Source organism: Paenibacillus sp. FSL W7-1088, assembly GCF_037969855.1.
Taxonomy (GTDB): Bacteria; Bacillota; Bacilli; order Paenibacillales; family Paenibacillaceae; genus Paenibacillus.
Window position 1 is genome coordinate 6928576 of record NZ_CP150216.1, and the last position, 21100, is coordinate 6949675.

Annotated in this window: 17 protein-coding genes; 3 read left to right on the top strand and 14 right to left on the bottom strand. The window is 48.1% G+C overall.

Annotation, left to right across the window (positions count from 1 at the left end; all coding sequences use genetic code 11):
• Window positions 1-235: 235 nt before the first annotated feature.
• Window positions 236-2233, top strand: coding sequence for a stalk domain-containing protein (locus tag MKY42_RS31200; RefSeq protein ID WP_339847327.1), 1998 nt, complete (start codon window positions 236-238; stop codon window positions 2231-2233).
• Between the two features lie 270 nt (window positions 2234-2503).
• Here MKY42_RS31200 and MKY42_RS31205 read toward each other — a convergent pair whose 3' ends face one another.
• Complete coding sequence (locus tag MKY42_RS31205) at window positions 2504-3019, bottom strand: DUF2179 domain-containing protein (RefSeq protein WP_090903135.1); 516 nt, start codon at window positions 3017-3019, stop codon at window positions 2504-2506.
• Between the two features lie 493 nt (window positions 3020-3512).
• Between MKY42_RS31205 and MKY42_RS31210 the strand changes: the two genes are divergently transcribed.
• Window positions 3513-4688 carry a Glu/Leu/Phe/Val dehydrogenase dimerization domain-containing protein gene (locus MKY42_RS31210; RefSeq protein WP_339847332.1) on the top strand — a complete coding sequence of 392 codons (1176 nt, stop codon included), beginning with the start codon at window positions 3513-3515 and terminating at the stop codon, window positions 4686-4688.
• Window positions 4689-4947: 259 nt separating this feature from the next.
• Here MKY42_RS31210 and MKY42_RS31215 read toward each other — a convergent pair whose 3' ends face one another.
• The 12 genes from MKY42_RS31215 to MKY42_RS31270 all read right to left on the bottom strand — a co-directional run bounded on the left by MKY42_RS31215 (window position 4948) and on the right by MKY42_RS31270 (window position 19446).
• Window positions 4948-6609, bottom strand: coding sequence for a hypothetical protein (locus tag MKY42_RS31215; RefSeq protein WP_339847335.1), 1662 nt, complete (start codon window positions 6607-6609; stop codon window positions 4948-4950).
• Between the two features lies 1 nt (window position 6610).
• Window positions 6611-7396: an ABC transporter ATP-binding protein gene (locus MKY42_RS31220; protein ID WP_090903130.1), complete on the bottom strand. Its 786-nt coding sequence runs from the start codon at window positions 7394-7396 to the stop codon at window positions 6611-6613.
• A gap of 218 nt (window positions 7397-7614) precedes the next feature.
• Window positions 7615-9135 (bottom strand): RICIN domain-containing protein, encoded by a 1521-nt coding sequence (locus tag MKY42_RS31225; RefSeq protein ID WP_339847339.1) that lies wholly within the window; start codon window positions 9133-9135, stop codon window positions 7615-7617.
• A 374-nt stretch (window positions 9136-9509) separates the two neighbouring features.
• The gene (locus tag MKY42_RS31230) at window positions 9510-10139 is read right to left on the bottom strand and encodes a PepSY domain-containing protein (RefSeq protein WP_339847341.1); all 630 of its coding nucleotides are present in this window, start codon (window positions 10137-10139) and stop codon (window positions 9510-9512) included.
• A gap of 176 nt (window positions 10140-10315) precedes the next feature.
• Window positions 10316-11116, bottom strand: coding sequence for a PepSY domain-containing protein (locus MKY42_RS31235; protein ID WP_339847343.1), 801 nt, complete (start codon window positions 11114-11116; stop codon window positions 10316-10318).
• Window positions 11117-11191: 75 nt separating this feature from the next.
• A complete protein-coding gene (locus MKY42_RS31240; RefSeq protein WP_339847345.1) occupies window positions 11192-12568 on the bottom strand; it encodes an ATP-binding protein in 1377 nt (458 codons plus the stop codon).
• On the bottom strand, window positions 12565-13314 hold the full coding sequence (locus tag MKY42_RS31245) for a response regulator transcription factor (protein WP_179262489.1): 750 nt from the start codon (window positions 13312-13314) through the stop codon (window positions 12565-12567). The genes MKY42_RS31240 and MKY42_RS31245 overlap by 4 nt, the downstream gene beginning before the upstream one ends.
• 54 nt (window positions 13315-13368) lie before the next feature.
• Window positions 13369-14013, bottom strand: a complete 645-nt coding sequence (locus MKY42_RS31250; protein ID WP_179262487.1) for an SDR family oxidoreductase — start codon at window positions 14011-14013, stop codon at window positions 13369-13371.
• 323 nt (window positions 14014-14336) lie between these two features.
• Window positions 14337-15518 carry an NAD(P)/FAD-dependent oxidoreductase gene (locus MKY42_RS31255; RefSeq protein ID WP_076287362.1) on the bottom strand — a complete coding sequence of 394 codons (1182 nt, stop codon included), beginning with the start codon at window positions 15516-15518 and terminating at the stop codon, window positions 14337-14339.
• Window positions 15519-15541: 23 nt separating this feature from the next.
• Window positions 15542-15988 (bottom strand): DUF1641 domain-containing protein, encoded by a 447-nt coding sequence (locus MKY42_RS31260; RefSeq protein WP_090903116.1) that lies wholly within the window; start codon window positions 15986-15988, stop codon window positions 15542-15544.
• Between the two features lie 683 nt (window positions 15989-16671).
• On the bottom strand, window positions 16672-18465 hold the full coding sequence (locus tag MKY42_RS31265) for a sigma-70 family RNA polymerase sigma factor (protein ID WP_339847354.1): 1794 nt from the start codon (window positions 18463-18465) through the stop codon (window positions 16672-16674).
• A 48-nt stretch (window positions 18466-18513) separates the two neighbouring features.
• Entirely contained in the window at window positions 18514-19446 is a 933-nt protein-coding gene (locus MKY42_RS31270) for a hypothetical protein (protein WP_090903112.1), read from the bottom strand.
• 191 nt (window positions 19447-19637) lie between these two features.
• On the opposite strand from MKY42_RS31270, the gene MKY42_RS31275 reads away from it, so the two are divergent.
• Window positions 19638-19811, top strand: a complete 174-nt coding sequence (locus MKY42_RS31275; protein ID WP_064506464.1) for a CsbD family protein — start codon at window positions 19638-19640, stop codon at window positions 19809-19811.
• A gap of 161 nt (window positions 19812-19972) precedes the next feature.
• Here MKY42_RS31275 and MKY42_RS31280 read toward each other — a convergent pair whose 3' ends face one another.
• Window positions 19973-20980, bottom strand: coding sequence for an NAD-dependent epimerase/dehydratase family protein (locus MKY42_RS31280; RefSeq protein WP_090903107.1), 1008 nt, complete (start codon window positions 20978-20980; stop codon window positions 19973-19975).
• Window positions 20981-21100 lie beyond the last annotated feature (120 nt).

Sequence of the window (21100 nt, forward strand, 5' to 3'; positions counted from 1 at the left end):
ATCTCACATCCATGTGAAAAACCAAATCTGGTAAGAGGTTATACTGTAATCAACTATGAATCGTATAGGTTTAACTTGGTTTCAGGATGACTACATTTCCGATATATATAGTTAAGTCCTACTTCCTGTGATAAAGTAAGAGAGCAGCAGGCAATTCCACATTGTGGATAGAGTGTATTAATAGGACAAACAGCCGCTGACTTATCTATAAGTTACATAAAATGGAGTGAAACAGATGAAGTTTAGAAAGATGCTCTTGATATCGTTTATTTCTATTTTTATTTTTGGCAATTTGGGCCTTCACAGCGTAATTGTGCACGCTGCTGATTCCCTTGAATTCAGGGAGCACGATGATTTAATCAATATTCTAAAAGATGGTGATGGAGAAAACCGCGTCTTCGGATTTACAACGAAGAACAAGTTGACCGCATCCAATACCACTTTGCGCTTGTATGTCAATGCGATAGAAGTGGACTCCAAGGACTATGTTGTGGATTATGCCAACTATAGCATCACCTTCAATAAAGCTCCCGACAGAGGTGCCGAGATTCATATTAAATACGGCATTATTCCCGGATTTGAGTGGGAAGAAGGTGCCAATATGGGTTTTGCCTTGCCTGAGGGAGATGGCTCCACACGGAATTTTCCAGTGTCGTTAAACTATACGCTAAATTCAACCAAACAGATCAGTCTTTCCATTGACCTAACGAAGGTAGCCACGTCCCGATTTACCTTCAACGCAACAACGAATACCGTAACCCTATCCGAAAAACAGCAGGTTCCGCACTCCGGTGTCAAAGTCTATTTCTATATCCCTAAGGCTTCTATTTCCAGTAAACCCTCTCCTTCCGAAGAAGTGATTGAGAGTCCGAGTCCGAGTCCGAGTCCAACTCCAAACAAACCATCGGAGCCTCTTGTTCAAATTCCAACAGGAGAGCGCTATCCCGGCAGTATTACGATCAGATCAGGCAATACCATTACCATCAAACTGTCTGAATCGGCCTCCGTTTCCGGGTACACCTCCTATTTAATGGTGAAAAATGCAAGCGGGCAAGTGGTTAGGCAAATAAAGATTGAGCCAGGAAAGACCTTCAGTTTCTCACTAAGAAAGATGGGGCTTCCAACAGGCGGATATTATTTTTACCTAAAATCGGCCAATCAGTCAGGTGAATTGTCTGCTTCTATTCCTCAATTCGTTATAATCAACCATGAGCCTACGAATATTCAGGTGTTTATTGAAGGTGAGAAGCAGGTTTACAAGCAACCCCCGACTAATTTCAAGGGGAGTGTGCTCGTGCCGCTTCGAGGAATCTTCGAATCGTTGGGAGCCGATGTTAAATGGAACAGTTCCACTCAAACGGTTACGGCAATTAGAGAAGGCCGGACTATCGTGCTGACGATCGGCTCTAAAATTGCCTACATTAACGGTGTCGCTGTAACCTTAAGTGCAAAACCACAGATCATTAACGGCGTAACCATGGTGCCACTACGGTTCGTCAGTGAAGCATTCGGAGGAGAAGTAGAGTGGCACGGAGAAGCTGGTTCGGTTACCATTTTTCTAAATAAGCCATCCATTCCTACATCTGCTGAAAGCGAAGAACCGGCTTCGGGAGCAACAAAAACAACAGAATCTGGGTCTTCAAGTACCTCGCCTATTTTAAATAATATATCGAAGGGAATTAATACTCCGTCTGATATTATATTTGTTATAGACGTGACGGCCAGTATGGGTGAAGTAATCGACTATATCAAAGAAACGGTTAAGAGCTTCGTTGATTCCGTACCTGCCGGTTCGAATTTTGCGGTTATCACCTATCGGGACGTTAACATTTACAGAAATGGCGATTACAATTTGAAGTTCTTTGATTTTACCCAGGATAAAGATAAGTTAAAGGGGGATTTGAATACATTGGTGGCTTCTGGCGGAGGGGATATAAGAGAATCGGGACTGGAGGCTATTAACTTAGCTACTAATAAGCTCTCGGAGTTCAGCAGCGACAACGCCAAACGGATTATATTCATTACCGATGCCCCTGTCCATGAGTCACTTCCCTTGTCTTCCTTTAGCATTAAAGAAATAGCTGATAAACTGAAAGCAGACGAGATTGTATTTGATGCCATCGCCCCATCAGACGGTGATGCCTACAGACAGATTATCCAACTCGTTAAAAGTACCCCTGACGGAGTTCTCTATGATATCAAAGATGCTTCGGTACTCTCGCTGAACAAGTGATACGTTAGCTGTGCGATCTCTCCCATTCATAAATGAAACGGAATCCCGGACATGATGTGCCGGGATTCCTTTTTGTTCGCGGTTATGGTAGCACACAAATTTATGGTTATAAATGCACCCTGAAGTGGTACATTAACCATAACATATAACCTACAGGTGTGATAAATAGTGTATCTTATTCAAAAAATTAAAGAAGTGACTATGCAATATAACGATGCCAGAAAAGTCATTGGCGAGTTTTTTGATTCTACCATGTTGCATCATTACAAGTTATCGCTTAATAGAACGTGTCCAGAAGCCACCATGGAATTGTTTTGGCTCCACCGTAATAACGAAGGCTTTGGGGTCTAACCCGAGAATCGTCTGGTAGAGCAGCTTTTGGTTTTTGCGTTTCGCCAAAATCTCCATCACCAGTCTGTCCCCATCGCGCCCACTGCCTACCCATGCGGTAACGCCATATCCTTTGTCCCGCAGAGAATTGGCGACATTGCCATCCATCTGATTACAGATCACCTTCACCGTAACATAGCCAAGCGCAATCTTCTCCTCAATCCAAGCACCTAGTAACACACCAAGTCCATATCCTACTGCATAAACAATGAGTGCAACCGTCTGATCCAGATAGCTCAGCACCAAGTTCAATCCGAGTACATAGATCACAATCTCCCCCGTACTGATCAGTGCGGCGATGTATTTCTGACCTTTAAGCGTCAGTATCATACGCAGCGTGTACGCCGATACGTAAACAATTTGAATCAGAAAAATAAACACGAGTATTTTAAACAATTTGCATCCCTCTTTCCTAGGGCGTGTCTGAAAACTCCGCAGGACGCAGATTTTGCCGAATTTCCGTTCCAAGTCAGGAAGTTTTCCGCAGGCGTGCCGAGGCACATCAAGGGAGACTGACGCAGCAAGGGGCGAAAAGGCGGTGAAAGATACACTTCAGCAAGTTTTGAGACACGTCCTAATGATCAGACCTGTTACTGCCAGCCTAAGTTCCTGATCTTCCGTTTGCTCTCAGACTAACCAAGTATTATTAATTCTTATCTTCATCATTGGACGTTATGGTGTGATTTTAAACGGTCTACTTGCAATCGATATGATGCCAGAACTGCCATTATAGAATTGTTTACTGCGATTATCAACCCGGTAACAGACCTAGGGGCGAAAGGCTCTATCGTTGAATATGCTGAAGCATTAGTAATCGCCGAACACCATGGGATACACCATGCGAACAATCGATACCCATCAATGATACATCAAAAAGGGGGGAGCATCCATGCAGCTATGGCAGGAGATGGAGCAGGAAGGGATGGAAGAACTCCTATTTTGTCACGACCCAAGTAGCGGGCTGAAAGCAGTGGTCGCAATTCATAGTACGGCACTCGGGCCAGCGCTCGGAGGATGTCGCTGCTGGGCATACGCCTCAGAAGAGGATGCAATCCGCGATGCTATGCAGCTTGCTAGAGGTATGACCTATAAATCAGCCGTTTCCGGTCTGCCTTATGGCGGCGGGAAAGCGGTTGTCTGGAATATCCCCACGGAGTGGAAGGTAAACACTTCCCCTGCACAGCCTAAATCCCAAGCTAGTTCTTCATTCCCCATTGAGAACGTCGTGGATTCCGATTCTAGTTCCCATCAACTCACCATTCCCAACACCAACACAGGGCGAGCCCATATCTTTCGAGCCCTTGGACGTTTTCTTGAACGACTGAACGGTCGCTATATTACCGGTCTTGATCTAGGCACCACGTCCACTGACATGGATCAGATCCGATTGGAGACTTCCTATGTGACCGATATGACCGGATCACTGGGCGCACAGGATGACTTCACCGCCGAGATGACCGCTTACGGTGTGTACACCGGCATCGTGACCTCGCTAAGTCATCAAGGCATCGCCACATTACAGGGCATTCCCATTGCTGTCCAGGGACTGGGCAAGGTTGGGTATGCCCTGTGCCGTCACCTGCATGCAGTTGGGGCACGGCTCATCGTGGCAGACGTTGTACCGGAGCGTGTACAACGTGCCCTTCTGCAGTTCAGCGGCGCCACCTCGGCCGATCCGGCCCATATTCACGCCGCTGACTGCAAGGTGTTCGCCCCCTGTGCCCTAGGGGGCGTGTTAACCCCGGCATCGGTGGAGGAGCTGCGCTGCTCCATCGTTGCCGGGGCGGCGAACAACCAGCTCAGCCACCGGGAGCTGGTTGTTCGCCGCTTGCAGGCGCGCGGCATCCTGTACGCGCCTGACTATGTGCTCAACGCAGGCGGAATCATCAGCACCGCCTACGAGCTGGAAGGCGCAGGGCCCGACCTGATCCGCCAAAAGGTGGCGGGGATTGCGGGCACGCTGTCCAAGGTCTATGCGATAGCAGCGCAGTCTGCCCTCTCCACGGCGGATGCAGCCGATCAGCTGGCAGTGGCTGTCCTGCAAAGCGGAAACCCCCATGCTTAACAACCAATGCTACCGATTTAGCACACTAATTCAATCTTCTAATCTTTTAAGGGCTCCAGAATCGAGATCTCTGTTACCGTTCGCCCTATCATTTATTTTCTCCATTTTTAAAATTCAGCGAGTCACATAAAAAATGGGAAATAACGCAAAAAGCCAATCCAGGTCATCAAAACCGGATTGGCTTTAGGCTTTAAGCCACTTTTCTTCACATACACATCTTCTACACTTCACATTCAATCTCAATCTGCTACCGTCCGCCTTACCCTTCAACCGTTACAGAGGCCCGCTTCACCCGATGCAGCATCGCCCAGAACAGCATATTGATCACGACCAGGAGCGCTACATAGATCCAGATGCCTGCTGGTAGGGTGCGGATAAATACATGTAATCCCCATAACAAACCCATGAGCGGAAAGAAGGCAAAGACGAGCCAGCCATCACTCTGCCCGGCCACACTAAAGGATTGGGAGAACGGCGGTTTTCGCATCAACAGCTTTCCAGACAGCGGGATAAGTGCGGTTGCCACTAAAAATATAACGACCAAATCAGGAAGAACTCTTAACCCAAAGGTCCACACAAATACAATAGCGTTCAATATAAATACGGGCAGAAACATATTGCATAAGAAAGCTTTCAGCGCTCCGCTATATAACACATTCTCGTTGGCCAGAGGGGCCGCTCGGAAGGTCCAAAACGCCTTGTATTGGCCGGAATACTTCAGCATGGTCACAACAGACACAATCAGCAAGAGCACAATATATAGCGTGTAAAAGAAGGAGCTTTCCCTGAATTCTGCCCACGAAGAACTCTGCAATTGGGTGAACCAGAATACATAGGGCAATACAAAAGCTAAACCAACTGAAGGGTATACCTTCAGCTTAAACTCCCTTTCACTTCGCATCATACTGGCAGATAAACGAAAGCACGCTTGCTCCTCTCTGGAACGGGAGAATACCTTCGCCATGATGCGATCCCAACCCCCACGTCTTCGTCCAGAGGCCTGACCTGCGTGTGCCATTTTCTCCAAATACAATTCGAACGAAGGCATAAGCTTCACGTACACCAACAAACTGACCAGCGGAACGATCACAGCAAGCGCCGAGAAAGTATACAGCCAGGCATTTCCCTCGCCGCCGAACAGCAGCTCAAATGCTGCTGCATACCATACCGGAGGCAGCAGCAACTGCCACCAGGCAGGTGTGAACACCATATTAAAATCGATGATACTAAATGAACGTATGACCAGCTGATAACCTGCAGCGATCCCGATGGAGAGCAGAATCTGCACCATATTGATCATGTCCTTCAGTTTCTCCCCATCCAGAAACTTCATCATGAATAGATAGATCAGGGACGTGGTCACCAGAATTAACATATTAATCAGAATCAGTTCCACCAGAAAAAGCAGGAAAAAGCCGATTCCGTGGGTAATCAATCCCGCTATCAGCGGTGCAGCCGTCAGGGAGCCTGTCAGCAGCAGCAGATAAACTCCTGCGTGGATGGCACGGGCCAAGCCAACAGTGCGTCCATTTACCGGCTTGGTCATGATAATATTACGATCCCGAATATCGAGCAGCACCGAAGAAAAGTCGGAGATCATGGAGGTCATGATCATAAACATCAGCATGGCAGTCACTAGACCCATCTGGAGCATATAATGTCCCGTATCCCAGACAACAAACGGAACCATAATCAGCCCCATCAGTGCATACAACCAGAGGGAACGCAGATACAGGTTGCCTTCTTTCTGCTCCTTATTGCCATTGCGCGCTGACAATACCGTTGGCACCCTCCGCTGATCCATCTGGAACTTCACCCGTAGAATCAAACGCAATACATCATAATCCGCCCCTGTTTTGACGATGACAGACCGAAAACGATCCAGAATCTTCAGCGTGCGGAAGTCGGAGGATTCCGCCATATCAGTACACCTCCTGCACGATGGACACGAAGCGTTCTGCAATTGCTCGATGCTCATTGAAGCCCGTCAGTTGATTGAATACTTCCTCTAGTGAGCCTTCCATGGATTGCTGCTGAAGCTGCCTGAACGTACCATCAGCCATCACACGTCCTTCGGCAATCAGAACGATTCGGCTGCTGATCTTCTCCACCACATCCATGATGTGTGACGAATAGAATATGGTTGTGCCTTTGGCCGACAGCTGTGTCAAAATCTCCTTTACCACCATTACACTGTTGGCATCCAGACCGCTGAGCGGTTCATCCAGGAACAACAAATCCGGGTCATGCAGCAGCGCGGAGATCAGCAGCACCTTCTGACGCATGCCTTTGGAGAAGGAAGCAATGCGGGAATGATATGATTTTTCCAGTCCAAAACAGTCCATTAACCGCTTTGCCTTATAATCGGCATCTTCATAGGACAGCCCGTACAATTCTCCTATAAAGGTCAGATACTCTGCCGGGGTTAATTGCTCGTATAGCTCCGCGACTTCCGGTACATAACCGATTCTGCGCTTATATTCCGCGTCACCATCCGCGATATCCTTGCCAAAGATGCGGACCGTACCCACATACCCCTCAACCAGTCCGAGCAAAATCTTGACCGTTGTGCTTTTACCCGCGCCGTTCGGACCGATGTATCCGATCATCTCCCCCCGATTCACTTCCAGATCAATCCCATTGAGCACATAACGCCCGTTATACCGCATACGCAAGCCTTCAATTGACAGTACTTGTTTTTCACTCACTTCGTTATCCAGCCCCTGTCTCTATTATTTCTACAATTCTACTAGTTTACCACAGATTGGGATGTTCATGATCGGAAATACATTGCAACACATGAAATCATCTGGATATCTTCTCAGTATCATTATTCACGTAACAGGGGTGAACACACGAAAAAACCCTTGTCTCACCTAGAGGTGCCGGACAAGGGCTTCACAAGATCATCTCGATGAATAATCTCTCACCTTAAAATAAACTCTTCTTGAACCTTAACAATCTGGAAGTGTTGATTCGTACCGCCATTATCGGTCCACTGGATTGCAGCAGCGCCGTCTGCCAGAGATTGTCCTGAAATATCAAGCACCTTGCCTGTGCTGCGGTTTTTCAATTTATAATAACCACCGCCCACACTAACCAACTGCCATTGCTGACTGGCCCAGCCGCCATCGTTCCACTGCTCGATAACAGCTCCATCCGCTGTGGAACCATTTTCTACACCGATCAGCTTGCCGCTGGAACGATTAATGATTTTGACATAACCACCACCTGCATCCGTGATCTGCCACTGCTGGCTGGTTGTGCCGCCGTCTGCCCGCTGCTCCAGATCCGCACCATTATCCGCAGAACCTCCGATGACACTAAGCAATTTATTGCTTTTGCGACTAATCAACTGATACGAGGCGTTCGGGTCCCAGACATCGGGCGTATCCACTCCGGTTACGGAACCCGTGGCTGCATCAATGATAACCGTGCTTGCCCAGTTCATCGCCAGACTGGTTGCACTTGGGAAAGACACCGGCAGCCATACATACTTGGAATCCTGCACTGGCCCGCTCCAGGCGCCAGCCCAGCGATCACCCATATAGAGATAGGATGTTGTCTGTGAGCCTTCGACCGGAAGCACGTATGCGGATTGGGAACCGTAGGTTGTACTATCTCCAAAGTTGCTCAGGCCGCTCCAGGTGCCCGTTATGCTGGTAGCGGTCGCATATTTGGCCTGATTCGGATTCCATCCCGTAGCCCCGGATGTGATCAGGAAGTAGACGCCACCCTTTTTGAACATGGCAGGCGCCTCACGATATTGACCCGGCCACAGCGTCGTTACGAGCGATTCCACACCGAGGAAATCAGGAGTCAGCTTGTAAATATTCAGGTCGGCATTCACTTTGGTCGCGGAGATGAGATAAGCCGTTCCGTTGTCGTTGTACACCGTCATGTCTCTCGAATCATAGCCAAGCGGACGATAGCTGCCCACATACGTATAATTGCCATCCACTGTACTTGAGGTGGCTACAGCCACTCTGGCTTCACCATAGTCGACTCCGTTTTCCTTATGCATCCAAAGAACATACTTACCTGTTGCACTGTTATAGATGACTTTCGGACGTTCGATGTTGGAAATGTTCAACTCGGCAGCCGAGCTGCTGGTGAGCACATCATTGCGATACTCCCAGTTTTTCAGATCTGCTGAGCGGTATACAGAAACCGCCTTGAACGTCCCATTAGGATTGCGATTCTCCCCAAACCAGTAATAATACCCGTTAGCCTTAATCATCCCGCCCCCATGGGCATGAATGACATTGCCGTTTGTATCCTTGAACTGTACCCCGTTGGTCACACTGAGTGGAGCAGCGGAAGCCTGTTGTCCCGGAGCGACCAGCATGCCCAGCGATTGCAGCGCCAGGATTAGAGCAAGCAGATAACATAGACGACGAGTGAAACGATGTGAATTTGTTTTCTTTTCCAACCAACTCTCATTCATGGAATGATACACCTCCGTAATTTACTTATAAAGCGCTTACAATAAAATCGATACGTCTCTTCTTCCTCCGATCGATGATGCATTTCATAGACTACCTATATCTCAGATTGGCTCGGCACTCACCTCCTGATTACGATTGTATCCGCCCTCCTCCTGCTCGAATAGTGAACAATACGGCGGAACATGTACGATTACACACTGAACTTATGGAGTGAACAGTAAAAAGACGCTTCATCCGAAGCGTCCTCTGTTATACATAAGCCAAATCCCTATAATATACGTTATCTCCAGCTAAACTTAGATTAGCTGCAACAACATGTTGTTCATATTCGTTAGCTTGTGTAATAACATTGTCCTATGTGCTAACGCTTTTCTTAATTTTCGTCGTCAAAATCCTGGTCAACCGACAGCACTTTGCCTGTATTGGCATCGATGTCTACATCGGCTTCGCCATTTGCAGTTCTCAGTTCCACTTCATAAACATAACGGCCGTTATCATGATCCAGTTCGATTTCGGTTACTTTTCCGCCTGTCACCTGTTTCAGGGCAATGTTCGAAGCTTGTGCCTCTGTCAGTTTAACCTGTTTTGAAGCAGAGTGATTGGAAGACGTACCTGCCACAGTGCCTTTATAATCATCGTCGTCATCGTAATCTTCATCATCGACTACTGCAAGGATTTTACCTGAGTAAGCATCCAAACGAACGACAACGTCGTTGCTTCCTTTTTTGTCGATTTCAACTTCATAGAACGTTTGGCCGTTTCTGCGCTCCAGATCCACATCATCCACTTTGCCATCCGTTGCTTTCAAGGCTGCTTCTTTTGCCTGTGCGACTGTCAGCAATGTATCTGTGTTCTGGGTCTGTGTTACTGATTGTGTAGTGGACGTTTGCGTAGGCTGAACCGATTGTCCATTTACACTCCCACTGGCCAGAGCGGCTGATCCTCCGAGCAGCACCGCTGCCGACAAGCTGCCAATCCATAGTTTATGTTTGTTCATCATCATTCATCTCCTCGTTGTTGTTCTCGTTCTCGTCTACAGTTATAGATTAACCTGTACGAATGAGAGATCAGCGAGAGTCAGATTAGAATTTGATGAGAAAAGGAGTGAGCACCTCACATTATTCCTTAGAATAGCAATGTGACTGGCTTCATGCAGAGTTTTAAACCATCGTGAAGTCCCTAATCCTCGTCCTCATCCCAAGTAACCGAACGAATCGCGCCTGAAATGGCATTCACCTGCACAATGGCCTCACGACCGTCCTCCAGGTCAATTTCAACCAGATAATACGGATTGCCACTATTCGTTCCACGGAGTTCGATATCATCCACTTCCCCGGGAACCTTAGCCAGTGCCTTCTGCTCTGCTTCTTTCTCGCTCAGAAATGAAGTCTTGGTGCCTTCCCCTGTCGTCGGGTCGGGTGAAGAGGATTCCAGCGTCTTTGAAGACTGTTTCACTCCGGTATACGGATCAATGGTCCATTGCTCCCGAGTATTGTTCTTCATCTTGAATACCGCCAGATACACCGGGCTTCCCTGCTGCTCGACGAGTTCAAGCGACACCAGCGCGGCATCCGTTTGTTTCAGCAATTCCGTCTTGATCTGTTCCCGGCTCCATAACGTCTTCTCCTCGGCTTGCGGGTTGGACTCCAGCCGTTTAATGGAATTCACGGTCGCCGTAACCGCATCAACTTGTACGTCATACAGTCCGGTTTCGGAGCGGAGCTGCATAATATAGGTTCCGTCCTTCAACGTGGAATTCACGATTTCTCCCGGATATTGATCCAAGATCGATTGGGCCGCTGCATCTGCTGTTAACATCACGCGGTCTGATTGCCACGGCTTCCACCACATGATCGCTATAACGGCAAGGAGAGCCAGGAATCCCGCACCCCACCAAAATGAACGTCTCGGCTTCGCCCATCCTTTGCGTCGTTGTTTTTCCCGTTTCATTTCCGGACGCCCCTCATGCTCTTCCATCATGGTTCCCCCTTACGCACTCTCTTATGATCCGAAATCGTACTATGTTTACCAGTATATAAGAGAAGAATGAGATTTTCATGAGAGTGATCCGTTCTGTACGGATGTGGGCAAAATAATCGAAGCCTCGGTTCCTCTGCCCTCGGTGCTGTTCAATTCAATACGCGCGCCCACGGCCTCTGCGATATCTTTGGCAAGGGATAGCCCCAAGCCCGAACCGCTTGCTCCGCCGCTGCGTGTTCTGGCCTGATCTACGCGATAGAAACGGTCAAACACCTTGGACAATTCCTCTTCACGCATGCCGATCCCCTTATCTACAATACGAATTCGGCATTCCTGCCCCTTTGCCTCCAGCCGAACTTCAATGGCATCCTCACTATACTTACGAGCGTTGTCCAGCAAAATAAAAAGCAGCTGCTTCAGCTTGCTCACATCGCTAATCGCCCATATCCTGCCTGGATCATCACAGTGGACTTCCCGATGATAGGCTTCGCGAAATGCACGTGTGGAATCCAGTGTAAGCTGGGTGATATCCACCCGCTCCAGCTGCACATTCCACTGCTCCGGCTGCTTTGCCAGCAATAGCAGCTGCTCGGTCATCTCCCGCATGCGCACGGATTCGGACAGAATGGCTTCCACCGCCTCGTCGAATACTTCGGGTCGTTCCTTACCCCTTCGTTGCAGCAGACTGGCATAACTTTCAATGATGGTTAAAGGTGTTTTCAGTTCATGAGAAGCATCGGAAACAAAGCGCTCCTGCCGCTCGAAGTTGGATTCGAGCAGATCCATCATACGATTAAACGTCTGCCCCATCGTTTTCAGCTCATCCTTTGATTTTTCGTCGAGCGGAAGGCGCTTGAACTGTCCGCTCGACTGAATATCACTCATCGTGCGTGTCATCTGCTGGATCGGCCGTGTCATCCGGTTCGCCAGAATACGGCTGGAGATGATGGCCGGAATCAGCGCGATGATGGTCACGGCAACAAGAACTGTACGAAGCACAGACAGGCGATTCTCGGTATCCTCTATGCTCTCGGTGACTTGTAGATTCACCACTTCTCCGTCCGGCCAGATCACTGGAACAGAGACCCAGACATAGCCGATTGGCCCAACGTGGGTGTATTCGGATTTTTTTTCGCTTTCGTACTTGTAGGACAGCTTGCTCAGCTGCTCCTCTGCCGAGGTCGTCACCGGCGGGGAGCTGGTGCCGTCTTCATTGACGATCCGCAGCATGCCGTCCAGCGGCGCGTAGGCCCGGAGCAAGTCATCCGGCGGAATGGAGCCGGCAGACTGACGCACTCCTTTTACAATAGACTCGGCCTCAGCCTCTACCCGCTTGATCTCGTTATCGATCGACATTCGTTCAAACACGATATACACCGACAGATTGACAGCAATCAGCAGTACGGCGAACAATACGGACGAGTATCCGTAGATTTTGCTGCGCAGGCTCATACTTGCTCCTTCAGGACGTAACCAACACCCCGAACGGTATGTATTAAGGGTGGTGTGAATCCGTTATCGACTTTTTTGCGCACATAACGGATATACACATCCACCACATTGGTATCTCCATAATAATCGTATCCCCATACGGCTTGGACAATCTGGTCCCGGCTCAGCACCTGGCGCTGGTTTTGCAGCAGATACACCAATAGATCGAACTCACGCGGGGTAAGCTCAATCGGTTGACCATCCCGGGATACCTCACGGGTTCCTTCATTCAGCTTCAATCCACCTGCGGTGAGCCAGCCTGTCTCATTATCCGCCGTGTGCTCCGATGATTGCGCTGTGTCCCGTGTGACCGAAGAGGAAGAATGGGCAGCAGCCGAGGCAGCACTCAGGCGCAGTGCAGCACGTACTCTCGCGAGCAGTTCTTCGATCCGGAACGGTTTTGTAATATAGTCATTGGCCCCCAGATCGAGTCCGGAGACTTTGTCTTCCACAGAGTCTTTGGCTGTGAGCATCAGAATGGGCACGGTCGCATCTTTGGCACGTATCCGCCGCAGCACTTCAATGCCACTCAGACCCGGCAGCATAATATCCAGCAGAACCAGATCCCATTGCCCGTTCCCATACATCTCCAGCCCTTCCGTTCCGCTGCCTGCCTTGCCTACCTGATATCCCTCATACTGTAATTCCAGTTCAAGCAGGCGTGCAATTTTGGGCTCATCCTCGATCACCAGCACCGCTTCATTCATGCAAAGCTCCCCCTCATTCCGTCATTCTATTCTCCCGTTATATTACAATACGAATTACAATTTACCTAAGGCATCCTCTACCAAGTCATCCCCGGCGATCAGATCAAAAGCCATTCGATACGTCTTCTCCTCCTGGAGGGAAGCAGCGATGACACGAGCCACATCTTCACGTGGGATACTACCCGGTTTCAAATCTGTTCCTACAGAGATTTTGCCGGTACCCGGCTCATTTTTCAAACCTCCAGGACGGATAATGGTGTAATTCAGATCACTTGCGAATAACGCCCGATCAGCATAATGCTTCGCCACGTAATACGGCTTAATGGCCTCTGACCATTTCTCCCGTTGATCTGCCCCAAACGCACTGACCAGAATATATCTGGTAATTCCCTGCTGCTGCGCCGCCTCCATGGTTTTGACTGCACCATCGAGATCTATGAGCAATGTTTGGTCTGCACCCGTAGATCCACCGGAGCCTGCTGTAAATACAATGGCATTGTGATCCTTCATTGCCTCGGCCAGATCATCCACGCTGCCTTCCAAATCACCAATTACGACATTGGCACCGAGCTGCTTAAGTAGGTCTGCCTGCTCCGGTTTGCGAATCATCGCGGTGACCTGATGTTTCCCTTCCTCCGCCAGTTGCTGCACCAGAAATTTGCCAATTTGTCCGTTCGCTCCAATTACGAATACGTTCATATATCATTCTCCTCCCGGTTTTCCTAATTTATAAACCAGACTTGTCTTTAATTTAAACGAAAGCCGACGCTTCTAAGCGCCGGCTGCTATGTATTACTACCGTTCAGCGCATCTGACAAGATGCGAATAACACGTCTTTCCTTTAATATACCATACACCCTATAGGGTTTATACCGAGCACTTTTTTTAGTAAAACATTTCAGATAACAACGATTACACTTCATATATCACTTCAAGGAGCTTAGTCCCTATGCCAGCCGATGTTGGTTAAAATAAAAAAGGCACCCCAGGAGGGGTACCTTTTGCTGCATGGCGTACAGGTATTAGTAAGCCAGTGCAAACAAACCGTGAATATGAGCAAGGTAACGGATGTTACTTGCTTCTTTCATCATGGTTGCTGGCAGACCTTTCAGACGAGTCTGGTTGCCACCGATCATGCCGACAGCATCCTTACGACCCAGACTTCCCAGTGTACCGGAGAATACTGGTGTGAAGGATTCCATTGCGCCACCTTTGAACATTACGCCCAAGTTGTGACCAATGGTTTCACCCATTTGCCAAGCCAATTGTGCTGTTGGAGGGTATGGGCGAGCGCCTTCGCTAGGGAAGACCACTGCACTGTCACCAGCAACAAACACGTCTTTATGAGATGTGGATTGCAGTACTTCCGTAACTTTCGCACGGCCACGATCCACTTCAATTCCGCTGTTGGCAACAACTGCATTACCTTGAACGCCACCAGTCCATACGAGTGTGTTCGTAGGGATCGAGCTTCCGTCTTTCAGCAGAACTTCATTTTCTTTCATTTCGGTAATCGCTACGCCAACGATGAAGTTAACGCCACGTTTTTCCAGACTCGATTTTGCACGCTCAACCAGTTCTGGCGGGAATCCTGCCAGGATGGAAGGACCTGCTTCAACCGTGTACAGGGAAACTTCTTTGAAGTCGATACCTTTTTCTTGGCATACAGCCGGAAGAAGGTCTGCGAATTCACCAACAAGCTCGATACCTGTCAAACCACCGCCACCGATAACAAACGTAGCGTCTGCTTTGTTGCCGGATTGTTTGTAAGCATCCAAGCGAGCTTCCACGTGTGCACGAATGCGGTTAGCATCACTAACGGATTTCAGCGTGAAGCTGTACTCCTGCAAGCCCGGAATTCCGAAGAATGCCGTTTCACTGCCCAAGGCAACAACGAGTGCATCGTAAGAGTAAGTAGAACCGCTGGTCATGAGAACTTTTTTCTCGTCCGGCTTGATTGTGTCCACCGTATCGATTTTCAAGTTCACATTTTTACCACTCAGCAATTTTTCGAGTGGAAGGGCAACTGCTTTTTCAGCAATGCTTCCTGCTGCAAGACGGTGCAGTTCCGTAATAATTTGGTGCGTAGGGTAACGGTTCACGACTGTAATAGTCGCTTCTTCCGGTGTCAGGTATTGACGCGCAGTCAGCGCAGTCAACAGACCACCGTAACCTCCGCCCAAGATCAAAATTTGCTTCGACATATCCATCCTCCGTTCTTCTAATCTTAACGTTGCTGTTGTTGACGCTCGTTCAGGATGCTCAGGAATGATTGAGCAAAACGCAGCGTTTGTTGTACGTTTGGATCTTTAAGCATTTTGAGCATAGCGAACAAACCAACCGAAGTTTGCTCGGCTTGCGCACGATCATTCGCTTCGATGGCAGCAGAAGCTACACCTTTAGCTTTGTCTACAACAGGTTTAGCAAACTCGCCCATTGCGCTCATTGTGTCGCTGATCAGAACTTTGTCTGTAGCTACGCTTTGTGCAAAGTCATAAGCTTTGGTCATTGCAGTGACCATTTCAGCCAGTTTAGGCAGGTTCTCCACCAGAACGGTCAGAGACTCCTGTACCTCAGGCTTCATCAGTTGATCCAGTACGTCCAAGGACTGGCGTTGGGAAACGTCGGCACCTTCTGTAACCGGCACCTCTTGTTGAGTAGGCGATTGTGACATAAGAGAAAGTCCTCCTTTACTTTGGGATAGAAGTCCGCGACTTTCATGATGCCTGTCAAGCAGAGCCGAACCACAAATACATCCAATACAACTAAATGTACCAAATTTCACACAATAGAATGAGCATAGCCCAAGGGCCGTTCCCACATCGTGTATTGTATCTTGGGTCTATTGCGGACAACATGTGTTGACGCAAAACGACAAGCAGGCCGAAACCGAACTCTATACCCCTATATTACACCTCTTACACATGAACATGAAAAAGAAATTTTTTACACTTGTGAAGATATTGTGAACATTGTAACAAAATCGATTTTTTTGTCAAGCATTGCGGTCGGTTTAAAATCGACTATTCTCCTGTCCCAGATCCGTAATCCTACCACATGTGGTATGAAGACAAGATCCCATATGACCATATGTGCGATATGTACACAAGGAAGGATTTTTTCAACTGAATTTTTCAGGAATTGTTTTCCAAAACCATGAATTTCATGCAACGAAATTGGTCACTGTCGTTATTATGCAGCTAGGGGTGCAGCCTTATTCCTGAAATGACATCATTTCTTGTTCAAGTATGAACCTATCCTGGCATGAAAGCAAAAAAGACACAAAGAAGGCCTGACGAATCGTCCTGCCTCCTGATATTTGCTTTACTATTCGCCCGATTGGATCGTTACTTTAGGTCACACCATAACTATTTCTGGGGAATGCTGAGCCATTCCATCAAGCAACGCTTTTATTACAACGACAGCGGCACGCTCCAATTCCTCCACCTCCAGAAGTATCGAGATAGCCTGATCGGCATGAAGCTTCTCATTAGGCAGTCCTCCATCTGGAAAAGGACATAATTCCGCGAGTATATTTAACTTTTGGGACATGTTTCGATATAACTCTTCCGCCTGAAGACAGAATGGAATCAAGCTGGAATAGCGGGCAGTCGAAGCCCACTTTAGAGAAAGTTCTTTGAAAAACTCACTTGCATAACGTCTTGCATCCCACAAAACCGCAATGTTATAGGCATGACCGTTCGGTCCTACCCGTCTATATTCTAGGGCTTCTCTCCAGACCGCATAGGCAGCCAGACCACTGACTGTGTTCGGCAAGGTATACGGGTCCTCCCCACGATAATGAGCCAAAGCATCTGTCAGTGCCGCGTGCAAGTTCAGTTCTCGTATCATGCCATCTGATTCCGCTGCCAGTACAAATACTTCCTGATTCACACCCCGGCCTACATGATCATAGGCAATTGTTCCTGATTTAATGAAATCTGTACCGTATAGGGTCCGGGCTGCATCATCATAGCCATAGATCAATCCGAACTCGGGAATATGCAGGTCCCATACGACGGCCGGAATTCCCCGATGAATGGAGTAACGTATTAGGGAGAGGGCCCGAACAAGTCTTGGATTAAGCAACCTTTTCCCCTTCGCTTTCTCCTCTAGCATCGAAGGATCGACCAGATTGGCATTGAGTCCCGCTTGGCTCGCCAAAGCCTCAACCGCATGGGAACGATAACCCATATGTTGCAATCCTCTGGTAAGCACCTCTTTGAAGTTATAGGCGGTGGGGCCAGCGATATGTATATCCTGAGGTAGGATGGTTAGACGAAAAGAGAGTCCGCTCATCCCCATAACCATGGGGAGAGACGGAGATGGACCGATATAACCTAACATCTCGTGAATGGATGCTGCTGCCGAGTTCCAGGTTTGGGGAGCCCGAAACGAAAGGGGTTCCTCCAGAATCACTCGATTTTGCCCGAGTGAATTCCACTCTGCCAGCATTTCTTCTACAGATAAATGAATATGAAGCTGAGACACTTTTTTACGTGAACGGGACAGGATTTGATACACATTGGCAATTGTCAGATTGAATTTGCAGGCCATTTCTTGCGGTGACAGCTGCTCCATAGAATACGATGTGAAGACCTGTTGTTCTCTTTCATTCAGACAACCCAGCAGCATGTGGAGATTGTTCCTCATTTCCTGCTGAGCAACAGCTTGATACGGATCATAGCCTGTCTCCTGGGATCTCCGATCGGTGTCATTCAAAAGATGATTCAGCGTCATGTCGAGCGAGTCTTGATCGCTCCATGAAGCGTCATCGGCTCCAAATGCAAGGAACGAAGAAAAATGTTGTTCCCGCTGCTGTTCTTGGCGCTGCATATGTGAGTAAGCCTGATTACGCACAATGCGCTGCATCCAGGCCATGAAACGCTCAGCATTCTGAAGCTGTCCCATATGAATGAACGCACGAATAAGCCCATCCTGTAAAATGTCTTCTGCGAGATAAGAATCATGCGTAAGTGCTCGCACATAACGAAACAATTGCCCACGGTAACGGTGAATCAACTCCCCAAAGGCCTCTGTATCGCCAGTTTGGGCTCGTTGGATAAGCGCGATATCCGGCTCCTTTTGCCGATCCTCTAATGTCTCATCTTCCCCTGGCCTGATATGGCGATTGTCAGTTAATCCATCCATGTATATCTCCCTTTCTTATAGCCTCGCTTTACTTTCATTACTCCATCTTCACTCCATCTTCAAAATAGCAGCTTCGATCATGGCTTCCGTCTCCGCGAGTGCCACCATGATTGTCGCAGCAGCCTCCCAGTTCCGGGAGACAAGACGGGATTGGCATTCCCCGAATTGGCGAGATTGTGCGTATTTCAAAACAGAAAGGTCAGGATGGATTGTTTTAAAAAACAAACCATAATCATGGGCACGACGCGCGCCTACTGGCAGAGCAAAATACACATAATGAGCCCACTCATTACCATCGATTGCTCCAGCACGAACCTGTTCCGCCTTATGCAGAATGGCTGAAGCTCCGGTTCGTCCTTCCTGTGCAGCGATATCATGGAGCTGTTCTGTAAGGGTTGATTTGAACCAAGTAAACGCCCGGCGGTTAATCTCCTCCAGATCAGGCTGTTCAATGCGTTCAGGACTCCACCATCGTCGATACACACCGCTACTCCATGGGAATTCAGACTTCCATGCTTCCTCAAGTTTATCCAGTGTCAGAAAAACATTCGGAAATCCAGCCGGGTCATGCAGGCATATTTCATCGCCCTCCATATTCAGCGCCACTACATAATGATCGCAACCACCCAGGTTGGGAGAGTTGGGATTGTAGACGAGTTTGCCCATATCCAGCGGACCCATCATCACAGGACCCTGCTTCAAAGTCTCTCTTAGCTCATCTACAGGCATCTCTGTACCCCGTGATTGCACACTTTCGCGCACACGAAATCCCAGAATGCTCATCGCCTTGCTGATGGCCAGATCAGGACTAGAAGTACAGTTATCAAAAAAGAGAAGGTCTTCCTGCGTTCGAAAGGCCCCTAGTGAAAAGCCACCGATGGTTTCAAGCAGACCAGGGTCTACCTTTTCTCCAATGGACGACAGCAGCATTGAAGCTGAATTGGCGTAGCAATATGCACCATTTCCGATATAATTGCTCATATCATAACATCCTCTCATTCCTTTGATGAAGCACGCGATTATGCAATGCCTATACTTATACTGACTCTTCGTACAGATCATTTCTGACAGAATATTCAGAACAAATTTCTGCCCGCATAAAATAGCGAACGTTTAGAATGCGGACATCCCGGTTAATAAGAACTACACCAGAAACGAAGGAGATGTTCGATATGAGTAATTCAACTAGCGATAAAATCAAAGCAGGCGTAAACAAGGCTAAAGGCGAAGTGAAGGATCAGATCGGTAATGCAACGAATAACAGATCCCTTCAGGCTGAGGGTAAAAAAGACAAAGCCAAAGGTGCTGTGCAGGACAAAATTGCAGATGTTAAAAAACATCACTAGATCGATTCGTTTCAACGTGAACACGCACGATGATTCGTGTAGTAAATATAGAGTCATTGCCCGACCGTCCATACCGGTTGAAAGCCGGGATTCGACGGGGGCGCAAAAAAGCCAAGGAAGGTGTTATTCACTACACCCTTCCCTGGCTTTTTTTGTCCTGTTTAGATAGCCGGAACTGCATATCTCGCCATATCGATAATAAAGCTGCGTGCTTCTCTTGTCGTGTGGTATTCTCGGCTGAATTGTCTTACCCATTCGGGGTGTTCCTGATACCATCTAAAGGTCTGCTCCAGTCCCTGCTCCAGCGTCGTCTGGGGGAACCATCCCGTCTCTGATCGTAATCTTCCAGAGTGAACGACCAGGCTCGAACCTCTGGATTGGGTGGGCTCCTGCTCCCGAATCTCCGCCGTTCCATTAGAATTTTGCAGTTGTTGCAAAAGCCCTCCGATCTCTTGCATGGTCGTTCCTTGCCCTGTCGAAATGTTATAGATCTGCTGATCTTGTCCATTCAGCATAATCTGTTCAATCGCTCGCAGCGCATCATCCACATACAGAAAATCACGTACAGCCGATCCCTGAATATCCAGAGGAAGGCCATCCATCATTCGCCCAAAATTACGCGGGATAATCCGATCCGGCAACTGCCAAGGACCATAGAGATTGGTTAAACGAAATAATTTCACAGGAAGCTGGTAACATTGAGCGTAGGATCGTGCGAGCATCTCACAGGCTACTTTGGAAGCGGAGTAAGGGGATACCGGAGCATATTCATCGGATTCGTGATACACTCTGCCCATCTCCCCTCCGTATACCTCAACGGATGAAGCCAGCAGCACGGGAATATGGTGATCGGAAGCGTATTGCAGAATAGTCTGTGTACTGAGGGTGTTGTTACGAAACACTTCTCCGGGGTGATGATACGAATAATCTACGTGTGGCATCGCTGCCAGATGAATAATATAGTCTGTTTCGTGCGGCAAGCTGAATCTGTCCTTCGCGAGATCACAACGGATAAAGGCCATTTCATGAAGTGGAGAGCTATGTACAAGCCTCTGACAATAATCATCCTGATCCACCAGGGTGATTCGATGTCCTTTTTGCGCCAAATACTGAGAAAGGTTAAATCCTACAAATCCAGAAGCCCCTGTAATGACAATATTCAAGCACATTCCCCCTTGGATTAATACAACAAGTTCACTGAAGAGAGTCTATGTTCTGATTATAATCTTATAGTGATACATTTTGTATCATTTTACAATTGTTTTTTGTTCTTCTCCATAAATAAATGG